This is a genomic window from Enterococcus sp. HMSC078F03, assembly GCF_001811595.1.
GTDB lineage: Bacteria > Bacillota > Bacilli > Lactobacillales > Enterococcaceae > Enterococcus > Enterococcus faecalis.
Map to the genome: position 1 here is coordinate 1 of NZ_KV805559.1, position 5268 is coordinate 5268.

Genomic DNA, 5268 nt, shown 5'->3' on the forward strand with positions numbered 1-5268 from the left:
TAGGGGTCCCGAGCGCTTAGTGGGAATTTGTATCGATAAGGGGTACAAATTCCCACTAAACCAATGTTTCAAGGCCTATTTATTTTTTATATTCAATTCTCTTAAGTGTTTAGGAATAGATAACAAGTCAAATTTATACTCTCCAAGAAAAGTGATATGCTCCCAATTAATAGGAGATACATGCTTCATATACTTAGTTACTTCGGGATCTATTTTGACGAGATAATTATAAGCTGCTTGTAAGTAGACGGCGTTCCATATACTTATTGCATTTATTAACACATTAAGCGCACTAGCACTTTGAAGTTGTCGGCGAATATCGCGCTCCATAAATTTTCCGCGTCGCCCAAAAAATAGTTCTCTAGCTAAAGCATTAATCGCTTCTGTCTTATTTAGTCCATGAGTGATCCTTCGCCGTAGCTCACTATCTGTAATATAATCTATCATAAAAATGCTCTTTTCAATGCGACCTAGTTCTCTCAGTGCAAGAGCTACTCTATTCTTACGTGCGTATGAGCCTAGCTTTCCTAATAGTAAAGAACTAGATACTTTTCCTGTTTGAATCGAATAGGCGATTCGTTTAATTTCATCATAGTTTTCTTCAATAATTTTTACATTGATTTTTCCGCTTATATCTTCTGATAAGTTAGGGTAGTAGGAAGGTGATTTGATAGAAAATAATTGTGATTTTTTTATATTTCTGATGCGAGGTTCAAAATCAAAGCCTAGTAATGCGGTCATTCCAAACACCTGATCAGAATACCCATTTGTATCAGTAAAATGTTCCTCAATATCTAGATCTGTTTCATGATAAAGTAGGCCATCAAGGGTATGAGTAGCTTCCCTTGTATTAGTTGAAGCAACCTCGATATGATGAGTCGTATGCCTATCATTTATTGATCGAATCATTGTAGCTCCTTTTTCCATACTTTTGTAATGTGGATTAACATCGGATTTTAGAGCTGAGACGCCCACTGGGACGCGCATTCCGTCTGAAGCAGTGGTTTTTCCTTCACCCCAAAAGTCTGCAACAGGAAGCTTTAACTGATAATTAACCAAAACAGATTGAGCACGAGTCAGAGCTTCTTTATAAAAGCGCCATTGTTTGGCATTGGCTAACTGAGAATAAGAAATTCCAGGAGTTGATTGGGCCATTTTTTCAAGACCAATATTCATCCCTAAACCCAGCAAAGCAGCAAAAATAATTTTTCTTTCTTGTTCACTCGGCGGTTTCCCTGTAGAATCATGACTAAATTCTTGTGAAAAGTTGGTCCAACTGTCCACCTCAATTAAAAGATCACTAAGCCTTATCTTAGGAATTATTGAATAAAGTTTTTTTCTATATATTTCTGCTTCGCTAGGTGTAACTTTTTCCAACTTTTTAAGGTTTGCTCTTGAAATTCTCTTATCAACTGTCGAATAAAATTGAAGCTGTAAATCTAAAATTATTTCCCGATCCTTTAAATAGTCCTCAAACGTGTCTGGAATAGTTTCTGAATCAATACAAGCAGATAAATCAACTAAGTAATCATCAATATTTCGATGGATCATACTTCCTTCAACTGAAATATCTCCTGATCGAATATTGTTCTTTAGCTCGGTGAAAGCTACTAACTCATAGTAAGACCGATCTATTTTCCCCTCTTCTGGCCGAACAAGGCTTTTCCATTTTTTACTCACAAAATCAGTAGAAGTATCTGCCGGTATTTTTCTTTTACCACTATTGTGTAAATCAGTTAGTTGAGTTAGGGCCATGAGGACTGGATTTGCTGCCGGAGTTGCTTTGAACGAAAGGGTCCTCAATAACATTGGCGTGTATCTTCGGAGGTAATTAGCTTTATTTCGAACCATTTCTAAATAGCCATGATTTTTATTACCTGTAATTTTTTTAGCTTCTTCTCCATCTTGTACTAAATCTTCCCAAGGCATGATTCGTTCAATTTCGTCAAAAGGATTACTATCATTATCTTTTGCAAAGTGAAGAGCATCAATTAAAGAAGCATAATGTTCCAATTTTTTAGTAGCCAATTTTCCTTTTTCTTTTAACTGTTCTTGTGAATCACGTGTCCCTTTGCGTTTAATACTTGCTAAAATGCGGTCATTAATCTCAATCAGTTGATCGATCAGATATTGATGATGATTGACTAAAAAAGCAATAAGTAAAGAGTATCTTTTTTCAAGCTCAAAACGGGAGAAGTCATATGCATCATAATTTTCCCCTAGTCTAGCTAGCTGAAGAAACCTGTTCCGATTAATATGGGAGACATTAATTGTCCCGAGTCCCATGGAAGCAATCACTTCCACTTTTTTACAAATACTCATAAAGCTTTCTGGATTTGCCTTACCTGGAATGTCTTTTAGCCAAGCGAGTTTAGTTATTTTCGTCTCTTCATAAATTTGAAACAAACTCTCTAGTTTTTCAATTTGTATATCTGTTAATGAACAGAGTAATATTGAAAATAAGTTGTTTTCTGCTTTATCTCGACAGCGGCTTATAATGTCTTCAAGTGTAGCTATAGATGGAAAAATAATTCTTTTTCGAGTTAAGAAATCAATTGTTTTTTTCATTAGATAGATAGAGTCATCATTTTCTAAAGCTAGTTCAATTAAATATTCTATTAACTGTTTTTGTGTATTAGCACTACCGAATCGATGATAGTTGAATACTTCTAAGATCTCGTTGAAGTGATTTGCACGTGTATTTCTATGATCATATGAATTTAAATCAATTGCATCAAGATGGAGCTGTCGACTCACATAAGAAGTTAGTCTGGTTGATTTAATCGGCCAATTACTTAAAGAACACCCAGGATACCGGGCCAAACAAAGTTGTATCGCAAATCCTAGTTTATTGACCTTTCCACGGTGTTGATTAATAACCTCCAGATCATAATCAGAAAAACTAAAATACGCTTTAAAATCCTCTTCTGATAAGTGGTCTACAGAAAGAAGTTGTTCACGCTGTGAAGTAGTTAAAATTCTTTTCATAGCCATATCTTAAGCATTCCTTTTATTGAGGTAACGGTAAAAGGTTGTTTTGCTTAATTTAGAGGCATCAAGAATTTGACGAATAGAATACTCTTTGCTGTCATACATTTTTAAAGCTAAATCAATTGATAGCTTACCTTTACTTGGACGGCCCCCTTTTTTTCCTCGGACTCTGGCTGCCTTAAGACCAGAGTTAGTTCGTTCAATAATAATATCCCGTTCCAGTTCTGCTAAACTAGCCATAACTCGGAAAAAGAATCTTCCCATAGACGTTGAAGTATCTACGTTATCTTGAATAGATATAAAATTGACACTAAGTTCTTCAAATAATTCAGAAAGTTCAATCAAATGTTTAGTTGATCGTGAAATTCGATCTAACTTGTAAATGACAACAGAATCTCCTTCACGTAGTAGGTTGATCATTTCTTCTAATTGCGGTCGGTCTTTTTTCGCACCAGTTACTTTTTCTTGAAATAATTTATCAATTCCATAATGAGTAAGTGCATCAATTTGTAAACTAAGATTTTGATCATCCGTACTCACTCGAGCATAGCCAAAAATCATAAAAAAACCTCCTTAATTTTATAATTTAAATGTACCATAACTCATTAAGTATAACTATATAGGAACTATGAAAAAGGAACGGATTTTGGTACTTGATTTACTTAAAAAACATTTAGAAAAAGCAGGAAAATGAAAAGGTACCATAAACGGTCGTTTATGGTACCATTCAAATTTATCCTTATTGTACAAAATAACAGCGAAATTTTTAAATCTATTCCTTATCGATACAAATTCCCCGTAGGCGCTAGGGACCTCTTTAGCTCCTTGGAAGCTGTCAGTAGTATACCTAATAATTTATCTACATTCCCTTTAGTAACGTGTAACTTTCCAAATTTACAAAAGCGACTCATAGAATTATTTCCTCCCGTTAAATAATAGATAACTATTAAAAATAGACAATACTTGCTCATAAGTAACGGTACTTAAATTGTTTACTTTGGCGTGTTTCATTGCTTGATGAAACTGATTTTTAGTAAACAGTTGACGATATTCTCGATTGACCCATTTTGAAACAAAGTACGTATATAGCTTCCAATATTTATCTGGAACATCTGTGGTATGGCGGGTAAGTTTTATTAAGACACTGTTTACTTTTGGTTTAGGATGAAAGCATTCCGCTGGCAGCTTAAGCAATTGCTGAATCGAGACTTGAGTGTGCAAGAGCAACCCTAGTGTTCGGTGAATATCCAAGGTACGCTTGTAGAATCCTTCTTCAACAATCAGATAGATGTCAGACGCATGGCTTTCAAAAACCACTTTTTTAATAATTTGTGTGCTTAAATGGTAAGGAATATTCCCAACAATTTTATACCTCTGTTTGTTAGGGAATTGAAACTGTAGAATATCTTGGTGAATTAAAGTGACACGAATGTTCAGTTTTAATTTTTCTGACGATAAGTTGAATAGATGACTGTCTAATTCAATAGACGTTACCTGTTTACTTATTTTAGCCAGTTTCGTCGTTAAATGCCCTTTACCTGTTCCAATTTCGTAAACGGTATCGGTTTCTTTTAAATTCAATTGTTTTATTATTTGGTTGAGTACTTTTTCACTCGTTAAAAAGTTTTGAGAATATTTTATATTTTTGTTCATGTAATCACTCCTGAAGTGATTACATCTATAAATAAATACAGAAGTTAAACGATTTGTTTGTAATTTTAGTTATCTGTTTAAAAAGTCATAAGATTAGTCACTGGTAGGAATTAATCTAACGTATTTATTTATCTGCGTAATCACTGTTTTTAGTCTGTTTCAAAACAGTAGATGTTTTATCTACATTACGCATTTGGAATACCAACATGACGAATCCCTCCTTCTTAATTACAAATTTTTAGCATCTAATTTAACTTCAATTCCTATTATACAAAATTTTAAGATAATGCACTATCAACACACTCTTAAGTTTGCTTCTAAGTCTTATTTCCATAACTTTAGGGTTAACCATACGCAAGACCAATCACTCTCGGACAATACTCATGATTTTAATGATAAAATCCATGTTAAACCCATAGATAAGAAATACACCTGCAATAACCGTTACCTGTTTGTGCCAATTTAAAAATGCACCACTTTTTTATAATTAAAACGGTTGAAAACTGTACCACTAATAACTCACAATAGAGAGATGTCACCGTCAAGTTAAATGTACAAAATAACAGCGAAATTTTTAAATCTATTTCTTATCGATACAAATTCCTCGTAGGCGCTCGGGACCCC

Annotated in this window: 4 protein-coding genes and 1 pseudogene; all 5 read right to left on the minus strand. The window is 34.0% G+C overall.

The genetic code is table 11. The features are described from left to right. Nucleotides 1-75 precede the first annotated feature (75 nt). The gene (locus HMPREF2810_RS07210; protein ID WP_001240982.1) at nt 76-2994 is read right to left on the minus strand and encodes a Tn3 family transposase; all 2919 of its coding nucleotides are present in this window, start codon (nt 2992-2994) and stop codon (nt 76-78) included. A 3-nt stretch (nt 2995-2997) separates the two neighbouring features. After that, nucleotides 2998-3552, minus strand: a complete 555-nt coding sequence (locus HMPREF2810_RS07215) for a recombinase family protein (protein ID WP_000576156.1) — start codon at nt 3550-3552, stop codon at nt 2998-3000. A gap of 354 nt (nt 3553-3906) precedes the next feature. Further along, nucleotides 3907-4644 (minus strand): 23S rRNA (adenine(2058)-N(6))-methyltransferase Erm(B), encoded by a 738-nt coding sequence (gene erm(B), locus HMPREF2810_RS07220; protein ID WP_001038790.1) that lies wholly within the window; start codon nt 4642-4644, stop codon nt 3907-3909. Between the two features lie 124 nt (nt 4645-4768). Continuing rightward, nucleotides 4769-4852 (minus strand): 23S rRNA methyltransferase attenuation leader peptide, encoded by an 84-nt coding sequence (locus tag HMPREF2810_RS07225; protein WP_001814874.1) that lies wholly within the window; start codon nt 4850-4852, stop codon nt 4769-4771. Nucleotides 4853-4900: 48 nt separating this feature from the next. Then, a pseudogene (locus HMPREF2810_RS16160) lies at nt 4901-4984 on the minus strand (MLS leader peptide); the annotation flags it as partial. Between the last annotated feature and the right edge of the window lie 284 nt (nt 4985-5268).

Excerpts from the sequence above, each read along its gene's own strand:
- HMPREF2810_RS07225 (WP_001814874.1), bottom strand. The coding sequence starts at position 4,852 with ATGTTGGTATTCCAAATGCGTAATGTAGATAAAACATCTACTGTTTTG.
- HMPREF2810_RS07215 (WP_000576156.1), bottom strand. The coding sequence starts at position 3,552 with ATGATTTTTGGCTATGCTCGAGTGAGTACGGATGATCAAAATCTTAGT.
- HMPREF2810_RS07210 (WP_001240982.1), bottom strand. The coding sequence starts at position 2,994 with ATGGCTATGAAAAGAATTTTAACTACTTCACAGCGTGAACAACTTCTT.